The organism is Sphingomonas taxi (assembly GCF_000764535.1).
GTDB lineage: Bacteria > Pseudomonadota > Alphaproteobacteria > Sphingomonadales > Sphingomonadaceae > Sphingomonas > Sphingomonas taxi.
This window is the reverse complement of record NZ_CP009571.1, coordinates 1822774-1843079: the sequence shown is the minus strand read 5'-3', so window position 1 is coordinate 1843079 and position 20306 is coordinate 1822774. Positions and strand designations below refer to the sequence as shown.

The window sequence follows — 20306 nt, the reverse complement described above, 5'->3', positions numbered from 1 at the left end:
ACGACGATCCGTTCCCGGCCAGCAAAGATATGGGCAAGCTATTCTGCCGTATAAACGTCGATCAAGATTGTGCGGGGCAGGGGGCGACTGGGCGGATTATTTGCCGGTGACGCAACGGACCCCGATCCTGCCAGTTACCAGCCGATGATGAGACGGATATTCCGAAGAGCAAGCCGCTGTGCCTGGATCGTTTGCGCCGGGCTGACGAGTGCAGCCGCGAGCGCACAATCGGTGCCGACGATCGATACCGAAGATGCCACGCTGGGCAGCGCCGACGTGGGCGACGGCTGGATCCACCCGATGTTTTCCGTCGATGCGCGCAACGGCGATTTCGCGCGCGGCAATTACGATGACGATCGCGCCGATCTCGCCCGTTTGCCCGTCCATGCGCAGGTCGGCGCGGCGATCGATCTGTCGCGCGGCGCCGACGGCAAGACGACGAGCTGGCTGGTGCTGCGTTCCTCCAACGGCTTTCACGCGCCGAACCGAAGCGAGACGCGCACGCCGCGCGCCTGGTATGAGAGCAACAACCTCGCCGCTGTGGTCTTCGCACCGCTGAAGGGGCTGCGGACTGCCGCGGTCTATACGATTAAGACCAGCCCCAACCACGTATCGGGCACGACGCACGAGGCCAGTGTCTCGCTGGCCTATGCCGGCAAGGACGGCTTCGGCAGCATCTCGCCGACCTTCGTCGTCACGACGCGGACCAAGGGGGATGGCGGCGTCTATGCGCAGGCGGCGATCGAACCTGGCGTCGATCTCGGCAACGGCGAACGCGCGCCGCGGTTCAGTGTGCCGCTCGCGGTCGGGACGGGCTGGCGCGGCTTCTACGGTGCGCAGAGCGGCGACCGCCTGTTCGGCAGCGCCGGGGCGGCGCTGGAGGCGCCGTTCCTGCTCGGCACGACGCACGGCACGATGCGCTGGGAGGCGCTGGCGCTGGTCCGCGACGATCGCCTCGCCGCGCTCAGCGGGCCGGACGGCGAGACCGGGACGGTGATCCCGCTGGTGACCTGGTCGCTGTCGGTGGCCTATTGATCGCGCGGGCGCGGCGACGAAGGCGCATGACGGTCCGGGCAGGATCGTGCATGATCGATGCGGGGCCCGCGCCGGGAAGGATGCTGCTGCAAACGTTATGAATGCGACCGATCAGACATTGCGCGAGCTCGGCTGGGACGATCATTTCGCCGGCCAGCTCTCGGCCGCGGAGGCGACGCAGACCCATGCGGTGCGGGTGATGGCGGTGCATCGCGGTCAGGTCGAAGTCGTCGGCGCGGGCGTCGACAGGCTCGTCTCTCCCTACGTGCAGGGCGCCAGACCGACCGACGATCATCCGACCGTCGGCGACTGGCTGCTGATCGCCGACGACACGCTGCTGCCCGTCCGCGTGCTCGCGCGCAAGAATCTGTTCAAGCGGCGCGCGCCGGGCGATGGCCGCAAGGAGCAGATGATCGCGGCCAACGTCGACACCGTCTTCATCGTCGCCTCGTGCAACCAGGATTTCAGCGTCGCGCGGCTGGAGCGCTATCTCGTCCTCGCCCGCGACGTCGGGGTGGAGGCGGTCGTGGTGCTTACCAAGATCGACCTGACCGAGACGGTGGCCGATTTCGTCCAGGCGATCCGCGCGATCGAACCCGATCTGGCGATCGAGACGGTCGACGGACGCGTGCCGGCGCAGGTCGCGCGGCTGGCGGCGTGGTGCGGGATCGGCCGGACGGTGGCGTTCCTCGGCTCGTCGGGCGTCGGCAAGTCGACCCTGGTCAACAGCCTGCGCGGGTCGGACAGCATCGCCACCCAGGCGGTCCGTGCGCATGACGACACCGGCCGCCACACGACGACGGTGCGGCGGATGCACCGGCTCGACCACGGCGGCTGGCTGCTCGACCTGCCCGGCATGCGCGAGCTGCAATTGTCGGAGGCGGCGGAGGGCATCGCCGAGGTGTTCGACGATTTCGTGCTGGCCGCGGCGGATTGCCGCTTCTCCAATTGCGCGCACGGCAACGAGCCGGGGTGCGCGGTGCGGGCGGCGATCGCGGCGGGCACGCTGACCCGTGAGCGGTTCGACCGCTGGCGCCTGCTCGCCGCCGCCGAGAGCGCCAATGCGGCTCCGGTCTACAAGCGACGGCGCTGACGCGCGAGCCTGCGCCGACGGCGTTGCGGTGGCGGGCGGGCGCCCTTAGCTTGGGCGCGATTGGGGAATGGGTCGATGGAAACGATTGGACGCGATCTCAACGAGATGCAGCGCATTCCGTTGGAGCCGGGCCATGTCCGCGCGATCCGCGCGACCGGCACCGAGCGTTGCTATCGCAAGGGCGAGCTGCTCGCCACGATCGGCGATCCGGCGGACCGGTTCGTCTATGTCGAGGCGGGCGAGGTCGAGGTGGTCGATCCGTTCACCGGCGACCGGCTGGTGCCCTCGACGCTGGGGCCGACGCAATTCATGGCGGAGATCTCGCTGCTGTCGGGGGGCAGCTGGTCGATGACGATGCGCGCCGCCGTCGATACCCGCGTCGTCGAGGTGCCGCGCGAGGACATGCTGCGGCTGATGTCGGAAATCCCCGAAATGTCCGACATCGTCATCACCGTGCTGGCGGCGCGGCGCCGGCGGCAGCTAGACGGGGGGACGGGCATGCTCGTGCTGGTCGGCGAGGAGGTCGATCGCGACGTCAGGCGGGTGGCGGAGTTCGCCGCGCGCAACCGCATGCCCTACCGCTCCTATCCGCTCGGCAGCGCGGATGCCGCGCGGGTGGCGGTGAGCTGCGGGACGCCCGCCGACACGCCGGTGGTGCTCTACGGGCGCGACCTGATCGTCACCGAGCCGACGCCGGAGAAGGTCGCGCGGCTGCTCGGGCTGGACCGCGACCTGCCCGAGCATGAGGCGTTCGACCTGCTGATCGTCGGCGCCGGCCCCGCCGGTGTCGCGGCGGCGGTCTATGCCGGCGCGGAGGGGCTGCGCGCGCTCGTCGTCGACGAATGCGCGATCGGCGGGCAGGCGGGCACGTCGAGCCGGATCGAGAATTACATGGGTTTTCCCACCGGGATCTCCGGCGCCGATCTGGTCTGGCGCGGCGAGGTGCAGGCGATGAAGTTCGGCACGCGCTTCGTGATGCCGCGGCGGGTCGCGACGCTGGAAGCGCTGCCCGACGCGCAGTTCTGCGCGACCTTCGCCAATGGCGAGCGGGTGCGCGCTACGGCGGTGGTGGTCGCGACCGGGGTGCAATACCGCCGGCTGCCGCTCGACCGGCTCGCCGACCTTGAGGGCGCCGGCGTCTATTATGCCGCGACCGAAACCGAGGCACGCTATTGCCGCGAGGCGGAGGTGGTGGTGATCGGCGGCGGCAATTCGGCCGGGCAGGCGGCGATGTTCCTCAGCCGCAGCGCGCGGCACGTCCGGCTGCTGGTGCGCGGCGACAGTCTCGCGACGTCGATGTCGGACTATCTGTCGAGCCGGCTGCAGGCCGATCCGACGATCACGATCGAATATGGCGCGCATGTCGCCGCCTTGCACGGCGACGACCGGCTGGAGGCGGTGACGATCCGCGACAAGGCCGGCGACCGGCGGCTGGAGACCTGCGCGATGTTCGTGATGGTCGGCGCGGCGCCCAACACCGGCTGGCTGGCGGAGCTGGTCGCGCTCGACGACAAGGGCTTCGTGCTGACCGGCGCGGACGCCGGCGCCACCTCGCCCTACGCCACGTCGCGCCAAGGCATCTATGCCGTCGGCGACGTGCGCGCAGGATCGGTCAAGCGGGTCGCCTCGTCGGTCGGCGAAGGCTCGGTCGTCATCTCCAAGGTCTGGGACTACGTCCGTCGCTGATCCGCTGCGGGGGAGGCTATCGCATATGGCGGCGGCAGTGAGGCTCGATCGGTTTCCTTCTCAGGCCCGTCACCCCGGACTGGTTCCGGGGTCCACCGGTCCGCAAGAGAACGGCAGCATCTCAAGCCTGTCTCCTCGCCGCGGAGTGGACCCCGGAACTAGTCCGGGGTGACGGGGTGAGCTTGGAATGCGGGGACCAATATGAACGTCGATATCCATATTTCCGCTCGCCGGTGGCGGGTCAGAACTCCGTGGCGCGCTCCGGGTGGAGGCGGTTGATGACGCTGTAGTTGATCGCCGTCCAATATTCCGAGCCTTCGCCGAGCAGATCGGCCTCCGCCGCGGCGATCGTCGCGCCATCCTTGCTCGCCAGGAAATCCTCGACGTCGTTCATCGAGGCGAAGGCGAAGATCGACACCGCATCGATCTTACTGCCCTCCGGGTCCTTCTGCGTCGAGCCGATGTTATGGAGCTGCGCATAGCGGCGGACGAATTCGCCCGTCGCCGGCTGCGCCATCACCAGCCGCGCATGCTCGCGCAGCAGCCGCTCCTGGAACGCCTCGCGCGACAGATCGGGGCGGCGCATGTGGATCTTGACCAGGCTGACCGCGTCGCGATGCCGTTCGCTGGGGATCAGGATATATTCGCGGGTGATCTCGCGCGTCACCATGCGGAAGGCGGTCTGTTCGTCGGCGATGATCCGCTTGGCAAATTTGTCCTGATCGAGCGTGCGCGCGATGTCGGCCTCCTCGGCATAAGCAATATAGGCGAGGCCGTCCCAGCGCGGGCGGACGAAGGCGGGCACCCGCTGCCAGGGATCGGCGGGCAGCAGGCCGTTCTCGTCGACCATCGCGCGATAGGGCGGCGGGAAGGCGGAGGAGGGGCCGCTCGCGACGCGGTGGATCTGGTCGTAGCGTAGGACGCGCTCCGACGAGCTGCCCGGCTCGTCCCAGGCGAATTTCGGGCCGTGGACCTTGCGCCAATATTCGTCCCAATGTTCGAACGCAAGATTGGGGTCGCTCTCCAGCGCCAGCGCGTGCGGGCGCCAATTGGGCAGATGCACCTCGTGCCCGTGACGGCTCTTCGCCGAGCCCGCATCCTGCGGACGGTCGCCGCGGGCGGTATCATCGACGCGGCTGACGAAGGTCGGGGTGACGATCAGCGGCTTGCCGGTCGGCGCATGCGTCTGGCCCAGGGGTGGGCGGTGCAGCGCGTCGCTACGGTCGAAATCGATGGACATGAACGTCTCCGGATCGGGATCGGGTGAAGGCGGCGGCGTCAGGACAGTCCAGCGCCGCGGCGCACCGCCAGCCCGGCAGCGGCCCAGTCAACGTCCTCGCCTTCGGTGGCGATCGCGCTGCGCAGATGGTCGCGGACGATGCCGAGCAGCGGCATCGGCACGCGCGACGCGGTCGCCGCGGCATCGACCAGCCCCATGTCCTTGAGGCCGAGCGGCGCGGTGAAGCCGGCGGGGCGGAAGCGATCCTCGACGAGGAAGTCGCCATAGGTCTTGTAGATCGGCGCATCGAACAACGTGCCGGTCAGCACGTCGAGCAGGGTGCGGCGATCGACGCCGCCCTTGTCGGCCAGCGTCATCGCCTCCGCCATCGCCTCGACCGCGGCCATGATCATGAAGTTGCCCGAGAGTTTGACAAGATTGGCAGCAGATGGCGTATCGCCGACGCGAAAGGTGCGCTGGCCGATCGCCTCGAACAAGGGCGCGCAGCGGTCGAGATGCGCCGTCGCGCCGGCCGCGACGACGAACAAGTGCGCGGCCTCGGCGGCGGCGGGGCGGCCGAAGACGGGCGCCGAGACGAAGCCGCCGGCGCCCGGCTCCGCGGCGAGCCGCTCGGCCATCGCGACGCCGATCGTGCTGTGCGAGACGTGCAGCGCCGGGCCGCCGGTGATTCCGTCGGCACCGAAGGTCACCGCCGCCAGCGCATGGTCGTCGGCGAGCATCGACATCACGACCTCGCCCTGCGCCGCCTCGACCGGGCTGGCGGCCAGCGTCGCGCCCGCGGCGACCAGCGGCCCGGCCTTGTCGGGCGAGCGATTCCACACCGTGACCTCGTGCCCCGCGGCGACGAGATTCTGCGCCATGGCGGCGCCCATCCGGCCCAGTCCGATGAAACCGACCTTCATCGTCCGTCCTCCATATAGGCCGCGAAGGCCGCGGCGTGATCGGGGTGCCAGCGCGACAGCGCCGGGCGGTTCTCGATCAGGTCACCCGCCGCCCAGGCGATCCGGAGCCGGTCCTGTTCGGGCGTCGTCTCATTGTCCGGGCAGATCAGGTAGAAATCGCCGGCGGCGATGCCGGCCATCATGAAGTCCACCACCTGATCGGGCGACCAGGCGCCGGGCGGCTGGTCGCCGCGGCCGCGCGCGGTCATGCCGGTCCAGGTGAAGCCGGGCACGAGCAGATGCGCGGCGACGCGGTCGCCGGTCTGCGTGCGCAACGTATGCGCGAGGCCTTCGGTCAGCGCCTTCACCGCCGCTTTGCTGACGTTGTAGGCGGTGTCGCCCGGCGGCTGGGTGATGCCCTGTTTCGAGCCGGTGTTGATCACCAGCGCCGGCCCGCCGTGCGCGATCATCGCCGGGACGAATGCCTGCACACCGTTGAGCACGCCGAACAGATTGACGCCGAGCAACCGGTCCCAGCCATCGCGGTCGGACAGCGTATCGCCGCCGCCGCCGACCCCGGCATTGTTCATCAGCACCGACACCGCGCCGAACCGCGCGGCGACGTCCGCCGCCAGTGCCTCGACCGCCTGCCGATCGGATACGTCGCAGGCGATGCCTACCGTATCGCCGGGGATGGTCGCCACCGCCGCGTCGAGCGCATCCCGTTCGCGATCGACGAGGCATGTCCGCATGCCCTCGCGGGCGAAGCGCCGGGCGGCGGCAAGGCCGATCCCGCCCGCCGCGCCGGTAATCACTGCGACCGTTCCGGGTGCGAAGGCGGCTGCCGCGGCGCTCATCGGCCGAGCGACGCCATCTGCGGCGCGGCATAGCGCGTGCCGGTCGCCGCGCCCGGCGGCAGGATGCGGTCGATCCGCGCGCGGTCATCGTCGGTCAGCGTCACGTCGAGCGCGCCGATATTGTCTTCCAGATAGCGGCGGCGCTTGGTGCCGGGGATCGGCACGATATCGTCGCCCTGCGCCAGCACCCATGCGAGCGCGAGCTGCGCGGCGGTGCAGCCCTTCTCCTGCGCCATCGTCTCGATCTCCGTCACCAGCGCGAGGTTGCTGGCGAAGGCGTCGCCCTGAAAGCGTGGATTGTCGCGGCGATAATCGTCGGCGGGAATATCCTCCGGGCGGCGGAACTGGCCGGTCAGGAAGCCGCGGCCGAGCGGGCTGTACGGGACGAAGCCGATGCCGAGCTCGCGCACCGTCGGCAGGATCGCCTCCTCGGGATCGCGCGTCCACAGCGAATATTCGGTCTGCAAGGCGGTGATCGGATGCACCGCATGCGCGCGGCGGATCGTCTCGGGCGCGGCTTCCGACAGGCCGAGATACTTGACCTTGCCCGCGCTCACCAGCTCGGCCATCGCGCCGACCGTCTCCTCGATCGGCACGTCGGGATCGACGCGGTGCTGGTAATAGAGATCGATCACGTCCAGCCCGGTGCGCTGCAGGCTCGCGTCGCACGCCTGGCGGACATAATCGGGGCGACCGCTGATCCCCTGGAAGCTGCCGTCGGCGCCGCGGACGTTGCCGAATTTGGTCGCGACCACGACCCATTCACGCCGCTCACGCACCACGCGGCCGACCAGTTCCTCGTTGCGACCGACGCCGTACATGTCGGCGGTGTCGAGGAAGGTGAGGCCGAGGTCGATCGCGCGGTGGATCGTCGCCGCCGATTCTTCGTCATCGCGACCGGCGTAGAATTCGGACATGCCCATGCAGCCGAGGCCGAGGGCGGAGACTTCGAGCCCTTGCGAGCCGAGCTTGCGCATTTCCATTGCCGAACATCCTAACCTGGGGAGCCCCCACAGCGGATGAGGCGCGGCCATGTTCCCCGCGTCGTGCGATCGGGCGCACGCGCCGTCGCAACGCGCGACCGCCGGGTCAGCCGCCGAGCGCGGAGGCGGTCAGCGCCGACAGGCTGGCGGCCAGTTCGGCGTTGCGGAACGGCTTGGTCAGGCGGGGAATGGCGGCATCGATCCCGTCCTCCTCGGCATAGCCCGAGACGATCAGTACCGGCAGGCCGGGATGGCTGTGCCTGAGCGCGCGCGCGAGCTGCGCGCCGCTCATCCCCGACATCAGATGATCGGTGACGACGATGTCGGGCGTCAGGCCAGCATCGAGCAACTGCAACGCCTCCTCGGCGGAGGCGGCCTCGACCACCACATAGCTCATGTCGGCGAGCATGTCGGCGGTACTCAGCCGGACCAGCTCCTCGTCGTCGATCAGCAGCGCGGTCCCCAGGCCCTGGGCGGCGGGGAGGAACTCGGCGGACGCATCCTCCCGGTTGACCGCGATCGCGCTGATCGGCAGCCACAGGCTCATCGTCGTGCCCTGACCCGGCGCGCTCTCGATGGTCAGCCCGCCGCCGAGCTGCGCGGCGAGGCCGTGGACCATCGACAGCCCGAGGCCGGTGCCCTTGCCGACGCCCTTGGTCGAGAAGAACGGCTCGATCGCGCGCCGCTGCGTCTCGGCATCCATGCCGACGCCGGTATCGCGGACGCTGAGCCGCACGTAATGGCCGCGCGCCAGCCCGCGCACGTCGCGCTCGCGCACGCTTTCCCGCCGCGCGGAAATGGTCAGTGCGCCGCCGTCGGGCATCGCATCGCGCGCATTCACCGCGAGATTGAGCAGGGCCATTTCGAGCTGGTTCAGATCGGCCTTGGCCGGAGGCAGATCGGCGATATCGACGCGCACCTCGATCATCGGGCCGAGCGTCGAGCCGATCAGCCCGGTCATGCTGTCGACCACGCGCGCGACGTCGACCGCGGTCGGCTGCAACGGCTGGCGGCGTGCGAAGGCGAGCAGGCGCTGGACCAGCGTCTTGGCGCGTTCGGCGGATTGCAGCGCGCCGCCGATCAGCCGCTGCTCGCGATCGCTGCCGATGCCCTTGCGGACCAGCATGTCGAGCGACCCGACGATCGGGGTGAGCAGATTGTTGAAATCATGGGCGACGCCGCCGGTCAGGCTGCCCATCGCCTCCATCTTCTGGCTCTGCCGCAGCGCCTCGCGCGCGACCTCGAGATCCGCCTCGCGCGCCTTGCTGTCGCTGAGATCGCGGCCGACCGCGACGAAATTGACCCCGTCCGCCTCGGGCGCGACGGTCCATTCGATATCCTTCCAGCCGCCGTCGCGGGTCGCGATGCGGTTCTCGAAGCGGGTCGGTCGCCGCGTCTCGGCCATCCGGCCGATCGCCGCCAGCGTATGCGCCTGATCGTCGGGATGCATGAAGCTGGCATAGCCGCGGGCGAGCAGCTCCGCCTCGGTCCAGCCGAGCAGGCGCGACCAGGCCGGGCTGACCGCCGACATCATCCCGGCGTAATCGGCGCGCGCCAGCATGTCCTGCGACAGGGTCCACAACCGGTCGCGCTCCGCCGAGCGCAGCGCGATCTGCTCCTCGAGCGTCTCGTTGAGCCGGCGCAGGCCTTCCTCGGCGCGGGCGCGCTCGACCGCGGTCTTGACCCGCTCGCCGACCTCCTGGACAAGGCTTTCCTCGGCCGCCGTCCAGACCCGCGGCGTCGCCGACTGGACGGCGAGCAGCCCGACCCGGCCGGTCCCCTCGAACAGGATGACGTCGATGAAGGCGCCGACCTGCCGCTCGGTCAGGCCGGTGCGTGCCTCGGCGCCCAGCCGGTGGTCGCTGCCGACGTCGCGCACCACGACGGGCGTGCCGATCCGATAGGCGCCGAGCAGATCGGGACCGAAGGCCTCGAGCGAATGATCGCCGACGATCGAGGCGACGCCGCGCGCATGGTCGCAGGCGACCGTCATCCGGCCGTCGACGATCTCGGCATAGAAGACGCGGCTGGCGTCGAGCCGCTCGCCGAGCCGTTCGGCGGCGAGGCGGGTGATGGCATCGGGTGTGTCCAGCGGACGCAGCGCGTCGGCAAGCGCCAGCAGGAAGGCGGTGCGCCGCTCGCTCGCGACGCGCTCGGTGGTTTCGGCGAGGATGCAGATGACGCCGCCGGGCGTCCCGCTCTCGTCGAGCACCGGCGAATAATCGAGGTCCATCCAGACCTGCTCGGGCCGGCCGTGGCGGTACAGCGTCAGCTCCTGGTCGTGATAGTGGAGCGTGCCGCCGGCGAGGCCGACCTTCATGACGTTGTCGTTGAAGTCGGCGACCTCCGGCCAGCCCAGCCGCACCTCCGAGCCGAGCAATTCGGGATGGCGGCCGCCGGCGAACGCCGAATAGGCGTCGTTGTAGAGCATGACGCCGGCCTCGCCCCACAGCATCACGATCGGCACCGGCGAGCGCAGCAGGATGGCGGTCGCGGTGCGCAGGCTCTGCGGCCACGTCGCGATCGGGCCGAGCGGCGTCGCCGACCAATCGCGCTCCCCGATCAGCCTGGCGCAGGCGCCGCCGCCGGTCAGGAAGTCGTGCGCGGCGTCGGGGGTGCGGTGCATCGCGGGTAAGGCCGACATCGGGGCGGTAGGATCCTGCAGACTCTCGTGATCGGCCAGACCTTTACCTGCACCCCCGCACGATGGAAGAGACAATGTGGCGCGGGTTCACCCCGCATAGGCCTTGACCAGATCGTACAGATAGTCGCGCCCGGTGTAGACCGCCTTGACGATCGCGCGTTCGTTGAGCCCGTGCGCGCCATTGCCGTCGGGATCGCCATAGAGGCCCGGCGGGCCGTAAGAGGGGATGCCGATCGCGCCGAGATAGATGCCGTCGGTCGCGCCGGTCGACATCATCGGCGCGAGCGGCACGCCGGGATAATAACGCGCGAGCAGCCGTTCAGCGGGCTGGACGATCCTGGGATCGAGCGGCGGCGGCACCGCGGCGGGGCCGCGATCGTCGACCTGCTTCACCGTCATCTTCGGGTCGGCGACGACCTTTTCGAGCGCGACGCGGACGCTCTCCGCCGACACGCCGGGGAAGATGCGGCAGTTGACGTTGGCGCCGGCACGCTGCGGCAGCGCGTTGTTGGCATGGCCGCCGTCGAGCAGCGTCGCGACGCAGGTGGTGCGCAGCATCGAATGATAGCTTTTGTCGGTATCGACGATCGCGAGCGCCGCTTTGTCGGTCGGATCGGCGGCGACCCGCATCATCGCCGCGCCCATCGCGTCGCCGCGCGCCTTGCCGGCGATGCGGAAATAGGCGCGGGTGGTGTCGGTCATCTGCACCGGAAAGTCGTAGTCGCGCACCTTGCCGATCGCATCGGCCAGCTCGTAGATCGCATTGTCGCGCACCGGCGCCGAGCTGTGCCCGCCCGGATTGGTCGCCTCGATCCGGTAATTGACCGCCGCCTTCTCGCCGACGTGGATGTTGGCGATGACCAGATTGCCCTTGCCGTCGGAGCGGCCGCCGCCGCCCTCGTTGAGCGCGAATTCCGCCGCGATCAGGTCGGGCTTGTTCTGCGCCAGCCATTTGGCGCCGTTGAATGCCCAGCTCGTCTCCTCGCCGCAGGTCAGCGCCAGCTTGATCGTGCGCTTGGGGCGATAGCCGTCCTGCTTGAAGCGGATCAGCGTATCGATCCAGATCGCGTCCATCGCCTTCATGTCCGACGTGCCGCGGCCGTAGAAATAGCCGTTCTCCTCGACCATCTTATACGGGTCGCGCGTCCAATCCTCCGCCTTGGCGACGACCACGTCGATGTGGCCGAGCAGCAGCATCGGCTTCGCGGTGCGCGACGAACCCGGCAGCACCACGACGAGGCCACCCTCCTTGGGGTGGTCGGGCACGGCGAAGCGGGTGATCGCGCTGTCCGCATAGCCCGCCGCCTTCAGCCGCGTCTCGACCTTGTCGGCGAGCGCGGTGCAGCTGCCGGTGGTGATGCTCGTGTCGGTCTCGACGAGTTCCTGATAGAGCGCGCGGAAGCGCTGCTGGTCGAGGCGCAGGGCCGGGGCGGCGGCGGTCTGCGCCGCCGCGGCGATCGGGACGCTCAGCGCGGCGATGGTGAGCACGATCCGGTTGCGCAGCGTCATGACGATCCCCCTGTGTCGATGGGCCCCACTATGCACGATCCCGTTCGCGCTGGAACAGGCAAAGCGATCTCCCGTCCATCTTGCCGGCGCTATTGATTCGCATTAACGGATCCCGATCTAAAAGGGGGAAAGCGATGATCGGTATCGGTGGTCGGCGGAGCAGCCATATCGCGGCAATCGTGGTCGCATTCGCGGCGTGGCCGGATGCCGCCGCGGCGCGGCCTGCGGCGGCGGCGGTGCAGGCGGACTATGGCGACCAGGCCCGCGATCATGCCGCGATCCTGGCGATGGCCGGGACCTTCAAGGTGACGTTCGACATGCGCGAGACGACGCCGCTCGTCGCCGGCTACACGCCCTATCCCGCCAAGATCAGCGGCGGGCACGAACTGGTCCGTGCGATCGTCGATACGCCGGATCACGTCGTGCTCCAGCACCTGCTGGTCGTCGCGGACGGTAACGGCAAGACGATGGTGATCAAGCATTGGCGGCAGGACTGGACGTTCCAGCCGGCGCACGTGCTGACCTATGTCGCGCCCGGTCGCTGGACGCTGCGCCCGGTGCCCGAGGCGGAACGGCGCGGCGCCTGGTCGCAGACGGTGTGGCAGACCGACGACAGCCCCCGCTATGGCGGCATCGGTCGCTGGCGCTACGACGATGGCGCGACCCGCTGGACCAGCGACGAGACCCGCCGTCCGCTCGCCCGCCGCGATGCGACGCGCGGCGTGCCCTACGACCATTATCTCGGCACCAATCGCCATGTCCTGACGCCGAACGGCTGGGTGCACGAGCAGGACAATGCCAAGATCGGCAGCAAGGACGGTCGACCGGCGACCTTCGTCCACGAATATGTCGTCAACAGCTATGTCCCGGCGCGTGATTTTCCCGTCGCGGCGGCGGAGGACTATTGGGCGAAGACCCACGATTATTGGGCGATCGTCCGCGCCGAATGGGATGCGGCGATCGCGCGAGACGGCGGGCTGGCGCTCGGCGAGGTCGCCGACAGCGGATCGGTGACGGGCCACCAACTCATGCTGCTCGCCGACGATATCGTGCACGGCGACGCCACGACCGCCGCCGCCAGCGAGGAGGCGCGCGACCTGATCCGCGGCGCGACGCGGCGCTGATGGTTCATGCCGGAGAAACCGCGACGGCCGCAAAGCGGCGGCGCCAAGAAATCGCCTGCCGACCGGCGTTACGAGCGGGACCAATATAGATCAGGGTCGTTATGTCCGTTATGACGAGGCCGGTGATGACGGGGATGAGGATAGACGCGGTGTCGCGGCGGGATCGACGCGCGGCTTCCGATCGCGACGGGGTCGCATCGCGATGATGTCGCAACCGCTGAACAGTGCCGCGCATGTCATCCAGCTCGCCCTCACGCCGATCTTCCTGCTCACCGCGGTCGGATCGTTGCTCAACGTGTTCGCGACGCGGCTCGGGCGGGTGCTCGACCGCATCCACGCGCTGAAGGCGAAGGGGGAGGGCGCGCCGGCCGAACTCGCACGGCTGCGGCTGCGCTCGCAGGTGCTCGACGCGGCGGTGCTGAGCGCGGCGCTGGCGGGTGGCCTCACCTGTTGCGCGGCGGCGACGATCTTCTTCGGCGTGCTGCGCGACACCGGCACCGCGACGGTATTGTTCGGCCTGTTCGGTGCGGCGCTGGTCGCCGCGATCGCCGCGCTCGCCTGTTTCGCCACCGAGGTGTTCCTGTCGGGGCGGGCGGTGCGCGAGCATATCGACGAGGCCGCCGTCGGCGCGGCACGGACGGCGGACCGGTCATGAGCGAAGAGGAATGGGAGGTGCGCGGCGCGCACGAGGATGCGGTCGAGGAACGCGCGCATCACGAACCGCTCGGCCAGAAGATCGCGCTGTTTTCGGCGATCCTCGCGACGCTCGGCGCGATCATCAGCTTCCTCGGCGGCCACGAACAGAATGACGCGCTTTATTACAAGAACGAGGCGGTGCTGATGAAGGCGCGCGCGTCCGACAATTGGGCCTATTATCAGGCCGAGGATCTCAAGCGCCATCTCGCCGAGACCAGCGCCGTGCTGGTACCGGCCGCGACGCACGATTATGCCGCGGACGCCGCCCGCTACGCGAGGCGCGGCAAAGCGCTGCGTGCGGCGGCGGAAGCGTATGACCGCCGGTCGGAAGAGGCGGATGCCGAATCCCGGCGCGCGCTGCGCCCGCATACCAAGCTGGCGATCGCGATGACCTTCCTGCAGGTCGGCATCGCGCTCGCCTCGATCAGCGCGCTGACCCGGCGGCGCTGGCTGCTCGGCGGGGCGGGGCTGTTCGCGGCGATCGGCGTCGCGCTCAGCATCGCCGCGTGGTTCTGACACCCGCTACGATCGTAACGAAGGATTGAGACGTTGGGATGCACGCAGATTCTATGACGACTCCCGACATCGCGCCGGCGGATCACACCATCCAGGCGTCGATCGCGCCCGCCCCGGCGCTGCGCCCCGAAGAGCCTTATGCACGCGACGAACTGCTGCACGAACTGTTCGACGCGACCGGCCGGCGCAGCGGCGGCGCGGTTGCGCTGGAGCTGATCGGCGCCAGCGAGGAATATGGCCGCAGCACCAGCTGGAGCTACGACATGCTGGCGCGGCGCAGCCTCGCGCTGGCACAGCGGCTGCGCGCGATGGGCATCGGCCGCGGCGACCGGGTGGTGCTCTGCCTGCCGCGCGGGCTCGACCAATATATGGCGATCCTCGGCGTGCTGCGCGCGGGCGCCGCCTATGTGCCGGTCGACTGGGGATATCCGCAGGACCGGATCGACTATATCATCGAAGACAGCGGTGCCGCGCTGACGCTCACCGTGACCAGCCGCGCCGAGACGATCGCCGGCGCGACGCTGGCGATCGACGCAGAGCTCGGCGACCTCGCCGCTGAGCCGATCGGTCCGCTCGGCCGCGACCAGACCGGCAGCGTGCCGGACGACCTCGCCTATATCATCTATACCTCGGGCACGACCGGGCGGCCGAAGGGGGTGATGATCACCCACGCCAACGCCTGCCATCTCGTTCGCTCGGAAAGTGCGATTCTCGCGCTCGACCCCGCCGACGTCGTGTTCGGCGGCTTCAGCCTCGCCTTCGACATGTCGGTGGAGACGATGTGGAGCGCCTTCTTCGTCGGCGCGCGGCTGCTCGTCGCGACCGAGGCGCTCGCGACCAGCGGCCCCGACGTCGCGATCGCGCTGGCCGAGGCGGGGGCGACGATCTGGCACGTCGTGCCGTCGCTGATCGCTTTGGTCGAGCATCCGGTACCGACGCTGCGCCTCATCAACATGGGCGGCGAGGCCTGTCCGCCCGACCTGCCGCGGCGGCTCGCCCGGCCGGGGCTGCGGCTGCTCAACACCTATGGCCCGACCGAGACCTCGGTCACCGCGACCTGGACCGAGGTGCAGCCCGGCCAACGGATCACGATCGGCAAGCCGCTGCCCGGCTATACCGCCTGGATCGTCGACGGGGCGTTGCAGCCGGTGCCGGCGGGGCAGGAGGGCGAGCTGGTGATCGGCGGCCCCGGCGTCGGCGTCGGCTACGTCAACCGGCCCGACCTCACCGCCGAGAAGTTCACGATGACGCCGTTCGACACGGTGTCGGGCGGTCCCGAGCGGATCTACCGGTCGGGCGATCTCGTCCGGCTCGACGCGGCGGGCGACATCGACTTCGTCGGCCGCATCGACACGCAGGTGAAGATCCGCGGCTTCCGCGTCGAACTCGCCGAGATCGAGGCGGTGATCGGCGAATGGCCGGGCGTCGCGCAGGTCGTCGTGCACTTGTTCAACGACGACGACGGCGCCGAATTCCTCGCCGCCTTCCTCGTCGCGCGCGCCAACGAGACGATCGATCTCGCCGGGCTGCGCACGCTCGTCGCCGAACGTCTGCCCAATTACATGCGCCCCGCCGCCTATCAGACGCTTGCCGCGCTGCCGACCCTGCCCGCCTCGGGCAAGGTCGACCGCAAGGCGCTGGTCAAGCCGGCGATCACCGTCACCACCGATCGCGCGATCGTCGCAGCCGCGACGCCGATGGAGGAGACGCTGCACCGCGTCTGGGCGGAGGCGTTCGCGCCGCAGCCCGTCTCGGTGCTTGACGATCTGTTCGAGGATCTCGGCGGCCATTCGCTCAAGGCCGCGCGGCTGGTCTCCGCCGCGCGCAAGGTGCCGGGGTTGCAGGGCCTGTCGCTCGAGGACGTCTATGCTGCGCCAACGATCCGCGCGCTGGCGCTGCGCGTCGGCGGCAGTGCGGCGGTCGCGGTGCAGCAGGCGGACAGCTTCCACCATATCGCGGCGTGGAAGCGGCGGCTGTGCGTCGCGGCGCAGACGGTGGCGCTGCTGCCGATCTACACGCTCGCCGGGCTGCAATGGTTCTCGCCCTATATCGCCTATACGCATCTCGCCGGGCGGGTCGACCGGATCAGCGCGCTCGTGCTCAGTGCCCTGTTCTTCACGATCGTGCCGATCGCGTCGATGTTCCTGTCGATCGCGCTCAAATGGCTGATCGTGGGCCGCTTCAAGGCGGGCGATTATCCTTTGTGGGGTTTCTATTATTTCCGCTGGTGGCTGATCCGCCGGATCATCGGCGTCACCGCCACGCCCTATCTGGCGGGCACGCCGATGATCCGCGGCTATTATCGGCTGCTCGGCGCCAGGATCGGCGCGCGCGTCCATATCGGCACCGGGGTCATCGATACCGCCGATCTGCTCGAGGTCGGCGACGATGCCATCATCAGCGACCAGGCGGTGCTCGCCACCAGTTCGGTCGAGCGCGGGCTGCTGCGCCTCGGCACGGTGACGCTGGCGCCGGGATCGTTCGTCGGGTCGCAGGCGGTGGTCGGGCGCAACGCCACGCTCGGCGAGGATGCGGTGCTCGACGATATGTCGGCATTGCCGACCGATGCGGTCATCCCGGCGCGGCAGCGCTGGACCGGATCGCCCGCGGCCTTCGCCGGCGACGTCCCGGCGCGGCCGCAGCGGGAAGGGCGCGAACCGCTCGGGCCGCTGCTCGGGCTGCTGCTCGGCGCGTTCATGCTGCCGATCATCGCCATCCTGCCGATCGCGCCGGGCCTCATCGCGCTGATCGAGCTGGACTGGGCGACCACCGGCTACGCCTATGTGCTCGTCTCGCCATTCCTCGCGACGACCTATGTCGTGATGATGTGCGTGCTGACCGTCGCGGCGAAGCGGCTGATCCTCGGCAAGGTCGCGCCCGCCACCTATGCGCTCGATAGCTGGTTCTACGTGCGTTATTGGCTGGTCAAGCAGATCAACGATCTGGCGTTGCGGCTGCTGCATCCGATCTTCGCGACGCTCTACGTCATCCCCTGGTATCGCGCCTTGGGCGTCAAGGTCGGGCGGCGGGCGGAGATCTCCACCGCCAGCGCGATCGTCCCCGACCTCGTCGAGATCGGCGCGGAGAGCTTCATCGCCGATTCGGTCATCTTCGGCGCGGCGCGGATCGGCCACGGCACGATCGAGCTGGCGCACACCCGCATTGGTCGGCGCAGCTTCATCGGCAATTCGGCGTTGCTGCCGAGCGGCGCGCAGATCGGCGACGAGGTGCTGATCGGCGTGCTCTCCAAGCCGCCCGAGGACCCGGCGCTGGCGATGGAGAGCGGCAGCACCTGGTTCGGCTCGCCCGCGTTCAAGCTGCCGGTGCGACAGGTCGCGACGATGTTCGACGAGGGCGCGCGCTTCAACCCGTCGCGCGGCCTGATCGCGACGCGCCTGTCGATCGAGGCGGTGCGCACCACCTTGTCGCTCACCGCCTTCCTCGTCTTCTTCAGCCTGTTGCTGTCGGTGGTCGGCGATCTCGACGATCTCGAACGCGGCGGGCTGGTGATCGGCCTGGCCTTTCCGTTCCTCTACGTCGGCTTCTGCCTCGCCTGCGGCGGCTTCGTGCTGGCGCTGAAATGGCTGGTCGCCGGCCGCTACAAGGCGACCACCGCGCCGCTGTGGAGCACCTTCGTCTGGCGCAGCGAGCTGGTCACCGCGACCTACGAGAATCTCGCGGTCGCCAATCTGCTCGAACCGTTGCGCGGGACGCCGTGGATCGCCGTCTACCTGCGGCTGATGGGGGCGAAAATCGGCAAGCGCTGCTATATCGACACCACCGACCTCACCGAGCACGATCTGGTGACGATCGGCGACGACGTCGCGCTCAATGACTTCGCAGGGCTTCAGACGCATCTGTTCGAGGACCGGGTGATGAAGGTCGGCCCGATCCGCGTCGGCGACCGTGCGACGATCGGGTCGCTGGCGATCGTGCTGTACGATGCGGAGATCGGCGCCGACGCGCAATTGGGCGATCTTTCGGTGGTGATGAAGGGCGAGACCCTGCCCGACGGCACCAATTGGGAGGGCAGCCCCGCCCGGATCGCGACTGGCGGATGACGCCGCACTGGCACGACGGGCCGCTGGCGGCGCTGGACTGGGACGGGGCGGCGCCGGTGGTGTGGCGCGCCGCGGCGCGGGATGCGGCGGCGCGGCAGGACCTCGCGCGGGCGCTGGTGGCGCGGCTGGCGCGGCGGCGCGTCGAGGAGGTGCGGCTGACGCGCACCGTCGCGGGCGCGCCGCGTGTCGCGAGCCCCGGGGGCTGGTACGTCGGCCTGTCGCATCGCGGCACGCACTGCCTGATCGGTGCCGCCACCCGGCCGATCGCGGTCGATCGCGAACTGGTCGATGATGCGCCGCCCCTGTGGGACATGCTGACCGAGCGGGAAGGGCGCGCGCTGCGCCGGCTCGACCCGCTCGTTCAGCCGCGTGCCTGGCTGCGGCGCTGGACGATCAAGGAAGCGCACGCCAAGCTGGTCGGCGAACCGCGCCGCATCGCCCCGGAGTCGATCGAGACCGAGGTGATCGACCCGGTGCACGCCACCGCCCGCTGCGAGGGAATGTCGCGCTGCTGGACGCGTGACGATGGCGAGGCGATCGAGACGGTCGCGCTGTGGCAGGCGGCGGCATGAGCCGGGTCGCGGTTCGCCGCTACGAGGCCGCGGATCGGGCGACGGTGCTGGCGATCTTCGATTCCAACCTGCCCGAATATTTCGGCGCCGGCGATCGCGGCTGGCTTAAGGAGACGCTCGACGAGCCCGACGGTCCGGCGTTCGTCGTCACCGTCGACGGCGTCCCGGCGGCGTTTGGCGGGTATGAGATCTGGGACCATTACAACAAGGCGCTGCTCTATTGGGGGATGGCGGCGCGACGCTTCCACCGCTGCGGGCTCGGCCGGCTGCTGCTGTTCGAGCGGCTGGTGCACGTCGCACGCCACGCCGAGCCGCCGACCCGCTACGTCACCGTCGATACCTCGCCGCTGGTCGCGCCGTTCTTCCGCCGCTGCGGCTTCGCGCTGACCGCGGTCTGGCCGGAGGGGTATCGTTCCGGTATGGAGATGCACGAGCTGCATTTCGATCTCGCCGCGACGACGATCGACGCGCTCGACGCGCAGCGTCGTGCCGCGCTGGCGGCGGTGGAGGCGGCGGTCGCACGGCGCTAGCCGCGGTCCTCATGCGCCAGATGCAGCGCGACCAGTCGCGCGAGCAGCGTTGCCGGGAAGAGCTGGCCGATCACCGATTCCAGATTGGCGAGGCTGCGTGCCAATGGCGCCACCGGCACGATGTCGCCGAAGCCGGTGGTGGTGATCGTCGCCAAGCTGAAATAGGTGAAAGCGGCATTCGCGCTGGTCGCGCTGTGCGGATCGAACCCGCTACCGCCGAAGGCGCCCGGCGCATGCATCTGGATCGCGCCATAGGCGATCGCGAACAACGCCGAGACGTTGAGATAGAGCAGCACCGCGCCGCGAATGCGATGCGCGGTCACCCGCCCCGCGGCGAAGACGTGCGGCGCGACCACCGCAGTCACCGCGACGTTGAACAGGAAGGCGACCAGCGCGATCGCCTCGTGCTGCTCGGTGGCGTCGAGCTGGAGCGAGGCGGACACCACCCGCCCGAATGCCGGCCATGCGGTCAGCAACGCGATCGACACGATCAGCAGCACCCGCCACAGCCGGTTCCGGGTGAAGACGGTGACGCAGATGAAAGCGAAGGCGAGGTGGCAGGCGTCGAGCAGGCTGCGGCCGGACGACCAGCCCTGCGCCATCGGCACGACCACGAACAATGTGACGCCTTGCAGGACGAGCAGCGCCGACAGGCTGTGATCGATCCGCCGGTCGCGATCCGCCGCCGCGCTCATCGTTGCGGCGTGCGTCGGCTTCGTCGGCATGGTCGCGCATCCTCGTCTCCGGCAGCACCGTCGCGCTAGGCGTGGCAGGCTGAACCGCGGGTTGATGATCGGGCGCCGCGGTTTGCCGTGTCCGATCATACGGGAATCGCACCGGAATGGCCGTGAGCGCTGATCGACAGAGCGCACACATTCG

Annotated in this window: 16 protein-coding genes; 9 read left to right on the top strand and 7 right to left on the bottom strand. The window is 69.5% G+C overall.

Annotated features, from left to right (window positions below):
* The first annotated feature begins 231 nt into the window (after positions 1-231).
* From MC45_RS08280 to MC45_RS08270, 3 genes are all read left to right on the top strand, one after another.
* Complete coding sequence (locus MC45_RS08280) at positions 232-1035, top strand: hypothetical protein (protein ID WP_218916706.1); 804 nt, start codon at positions 232-234, stop codon at positions 1033-1035.
* A 97-nt stretch (positions 1036-1132) separates the two neighbouring features.
* Positions 1133-2128 (top strand): ribosome small subunit-dependent GTPase A, encoded by a 996-nt coding sequence (rsgA, locus tag MC45_RS08275; protein ID WP_038661732.1) that lies wholly within the window; start codon positions 1133-1135, stop codon positions 2126-2128.
* Positions 2129-2203: 75 nt separating this feature from the next.
* Complete coding sequence (locus MC45_RS08270) at positions 2204-3814, top strand: FAD-dependent oxidoreductase (RefSeq protein ID WP_038661729.1); 1611 nt, start codon at positions 2204-2206, stop codon at positions 3812-3814.
* A 241-nt stretch (positions 3815-4055) separates the two neighbouring features.
* Here MC45_RS08270 and MC45_RS08265 read toward each other — a convergent pair whose 3' ends face one another.
* The 6 genes from MC45_RS08265 to MC45_RS08240 form a co-directional block, all read right to left on the bottom strand.
* A complete protein-coding gene (locus MC45_RS08265) occupies positions 4056-5054 on the bottom strand; it encodes an EthD domain-containing protein (protein WP_052075579.1) in 999 nt (332 codons plus the stop codon).
* A 38-nt stretch (positions 5055-5092) separates the two neighbouring features.
* Positions 5093-5956, bottom strand: a complete 864-nt coding sequence (locus MC45_RS08260; RefSeq protein WP_038661726.1) for an NAD(P)-dependent oxidoreductase — start codon at positions 5954-5956, stop codon at positions 5093-5095.
* Positions 5953-6792, bottom strand: coding sequence for an SDR family NAD(P)-dependent oxidoreductase (locus tag MC45_RS08255; RefSeq protein ID WP_038661723.1), 840 nt, complete (start codon positions 6790-6792; stop codon positions 5953-5955). Before MC45_RS08255 ends, MC45_RS08260 begins: the two co-directional genes overlap by 4 nt.
* Positions 6789-7775 carry an aldo/keto reductase gene (locus MC45_RS08250; protein ID WP_038661720.1) on the bottom strand — a complete coding sequence of 329 codons (987 nt, stop codon included), beginning with the start codon at positions 7773-7775 and terminating at the stop codon, positions 6789-6791. The genes MC45_RS08255 and MC45_RS08250 overlap by 4 nt, the downstream gene beginning before the upstream one ends.
* 106 nt (positions 7776-7881) lie before the next feature.
* A complete protein-coding gene (locus tag MC45_RS08245) occupies positions 7882-10419 on the bottom strand; it encodes an ATP-binding protein (protein ID WP_245640886.1) in 2538 nt (845 codons plus the stop codon).
* A gap of 87 nt (positions 10420-10506) precedes the next feature.
* On the bottom strand, positions 10507-11928 hold the full coding sequence (locus MC45_RS08240) for a M20/M25/M40 family metallo-hydrolase (RefSeq protein ID WP_038661717.1): 1422 nt from the start codon (positions 11926-11928) through the stop codon (positions 10507-10509).
* Positions 11929-12062: 134 nt separating this feature from the next.
* Between MC45_RS08240 and MC45_RS08235 the strand changes: the two genes are divergently transcribed.
* The 6 genes from MC45_RS08235 to MC45_RS08210 all read left to right on the top strand — a co-directional run bounded on the left by MC45_RS08235 (position 12063) and on the right by MC45_RS08210 (position 19427).
* The gene (locus MC45_RS08235) at positions 12063-13052 is read left to right on the top strand and encodes a DUF6607 family protein (protein ID WP_038661714.1); all 990 of its coding nucleotides are present in this window, start codon (positions 12063-12065) and stop codon (positions 13050-13052) included.
* A 202-nt stretch (positions 13053-13254) separates the two neighbouring features.
* Positions 13255-13707, top strand: coding sequence for a DUF2721 domain-containing protein (locus tag MC45_RS08230; protein ID WP_245640885.1), 453 nt, complete (start codon positions 13255-13257; stop codon positions 13705-13707).
* Positions 13704-14264: a DUF4337 domain-containing protein gene (locus tag MC45_RS08225; protein ID WP_038661712.1), complete on the top strand. Its 561-nt coding sequence runs from the start codon at positions 13704-13706 to the stop codon at positions 14262-14264. Before MC45_RS08230 ends, MC45_RS08225 begins: the two co-directional genes overlap by 4 nt.
* A 53-nt stretch (positions 14265-14317) precedes the next feature.
* Positions 14318-18325, top strand: coding sequence for a Pls/PosA family non-ribosomal peptide synthetase (locus tag MC45_RS08220; RefSeq protein ID WP_038661709.1), 4008 nt, complete (start codon positions 14318-14320; stop codon positions 18323-18325).
* Positions 18322-18897, top strand: a complete 576-nt coding sequence (locus MC45_RS08215; protein ID WP_038661706.1) for a 4'-phosphopantetheinyl transferase family protein — start codon at positions 18322-18324, stop codon at positions 18895-18897. The genes MC45_RS08220 and MC45_RS08215 overlap by 4 nt, the downstream gene beginning before the upstream one ends.
* A complete protein-coding gene (locus tag MC45_RS08210) occupies positions 18894-19427 on the top strand; it encodes a GNAT family N-acetyltransferase (protein WP_038666908.1) in 534 nt (177 codons plus the stop codon). Before MC45_RS08215 ends, MC45_RS08210 begins: the two co-directional genes overlap by 4 nt.
* On the opposite strand, the gene MC45_RS08205 is transcribed toward MC45_RS08210, so the two are convergent.
* On the bottom strand, positions 19424-20152 hold the full coding sequence (locus MC45_RS08205; protein WP_052075578.1) for a potassium channel family protein: 729 nt from the start codon (positions 20150-20152) through the stop codon (positions 19424-19426). The two genes, MC45_RS08210 and MC45_RS08205, sit on opposite strands and share 4 nt — an antisense overlap.
* Positions 20153-20306 lie beyond the last annotated feature (154 nt).

Coding starts and splice junctions, on each gene's coding strand:
- MC45_RS08245 (WP_245640886.1), bottom strand. CDS start 10,419: ATGTCGGCCTTACCCGCGATGCACCGCACCCCCGACGCCGCGCACGAC.
- MC45_RS08220 (WP_038661709.1), top strand. CDS start 14,318: ATGACGACTCCCGACATCGCGCCGGCGGATCACACCATCCAGGCGTCG.
- MC45_RS08205 (WP_052075578.1), bottom strand. CDS start 20,152: ATGCCGACGAAGCCGACGCACGCCGCAACGATGAGCGCGGCGGCGGAT.
- rsgA (WP_038661732.1), top strand. CDS start 1,133: ATGAATGCGACCGATCAGACATTGCGCGAGCTCGGCTGGGACGATCAT.
- MC45_RS08270 (WP_038661729.1), top strand. CDS start 2,204: ATGGAAACGATTGGACGCGATCTCAACGAGATGCAGCGCATTCCGTTG.
- MC45_RS08210 (WP_038666908.1), top strand. CDS start 18,894: ATGAGCCGGGTCGCGGTTCGCCGCTACGAGGCCGCGGATCGGGCGACG.
- MC45_RS08215 (WP_038661706.1), top strand. CDS start 18,322: ATGACGCCGCACTGGCACGACGGGCCGCTGGCGGCGCTGGACTGGGAC.
- MC45_RS08265 (WP_052075579.1), bottom strand. CDS start 5,054: ATGTCCATCGATTTCGACCGTAGCGACGCGCTGCACCGCCCACCCCTG.
- MC45_RS08225 (WP_038661712.1), top strand. CDS start 13,704: ATGAGCGAAGAGGAATGGGAGGTGCGCGGCGCGCACGAGGATGCGGTC.
- MC45_RS08230 (WP_245640885.1), top strand. CDS start 13,255: ATGATGTCGCAACCGCTGAACAGTGCCGCGCATGTCATCCAGCTCGCC.
- MC45_RS08255 (WP_038661723.1), bottom strand. CDS start 6,792: ATGAGCGCCGCGGCAGCCGCCTTCGCACCCGGAACGGTCGCAGTGATT.
- MC45_RS08240 (WP_038661717.1), bottom strand. CDS start 11,928: ATGACGCTGCGCAACCGGATCGTGCTCACCATCGCCGCGCTGAGCGTC.
- MC45_RS08260 (WP_038661726.1), bottom strand. CDS start 5,956: ATGAAGGTCGGTTTCATCGGACTGGGCCGGATGGGCGCCGCCATGGCG.
- MC45_RS08235 (WP_038661714.1), top strand. CDS start 12,063: ATGATCGGTATCGGTGGTCGGCGGAGCAGCCATATCGCGGCAATCGTG.
- MC45_RS08250 (WP_038661720.1), bottom strand. CDS start 7,775: ATGGAAATGCGCAAGCTCGGCTCGCAAGGGCTCGAAGTCTCCGCCCTC.